At 63.0% G+C, this 648-nt stretch carries 1 protein-coding gene; it reads left to right on the forward strand.

Features of this window, described 5'->3' with window-relative positions; genetic code table 11:
- Window positions 1-648: carbohydrate porin (locus tag C5P05_RS00820; protein ID WP_198674576.1), on the forward strand; the 648-nt coding region annotated here is incomplete at both ends.

The following is a 648-nucleotide window of genomic DNA, read 5'->3' on the forward strand; positions in this document are numbered from 1 at the left end:
TGGCTGGCAAGGCCGCTTTCCTGGCCAAGAAAGACGGCACGGTCGCGGCTGACGATATGTGGATTCAAGTGGGCTCGACCGGCGGTGACGTCAAGCTCGGCCGTTTTGAAGCGGCTGACCTGTTCCCCCTGGCGCAAGACACCCTGGTCAATCACGCCGGCAATGTCTACGGCACCAACACCTTGCGCGGTCGCAAGGATGGCTCGCAGTTTCACGCGGCAGGTACCCTGAACCTGAGCGCCGGCCTGAGCCTGGAGCTCGGTGTGGTGGAGAACAAGACCACCGCCAAGGGTGTGCGTCCGGTGCTGTCTTACCTGGCCGGTCCTTTGACGGCGCGGCTGGGTTTTGAAGCCGGCAAGTACGCGCCCGTGGGTGGTGCTTCGGCCAATGATGTGCGTGGCGTGGGCGCCACCGTGGGCTACGACTTTGGCGGCTTCAAGCTGACGGGCAATATTGCCAGCGGCAAAACGGATGCGGCGACCCGCAACAACCAGAACGCCTTCGGTGTGACCATGGCCACTGGCGGCCTGGTCGTGGGCCTGATTGCGGCCAAGACCGAACAAGCTGTTGGTGACCTGAAGGTGCAAACCGCCTACGTGTCCTACAGCATGCCTTTGTTTGACATCAAGGGCGCGTCCTGGACGCCAG

Source organism: Rhodoferax ferrireducens (assembly GCF_003347515.1).
Lineage (GTDB): Bacteria > Pseudomonadota > Gammaproteobacteria > Burkholderiales > Burkholderiaceae_C > Rhodoferax.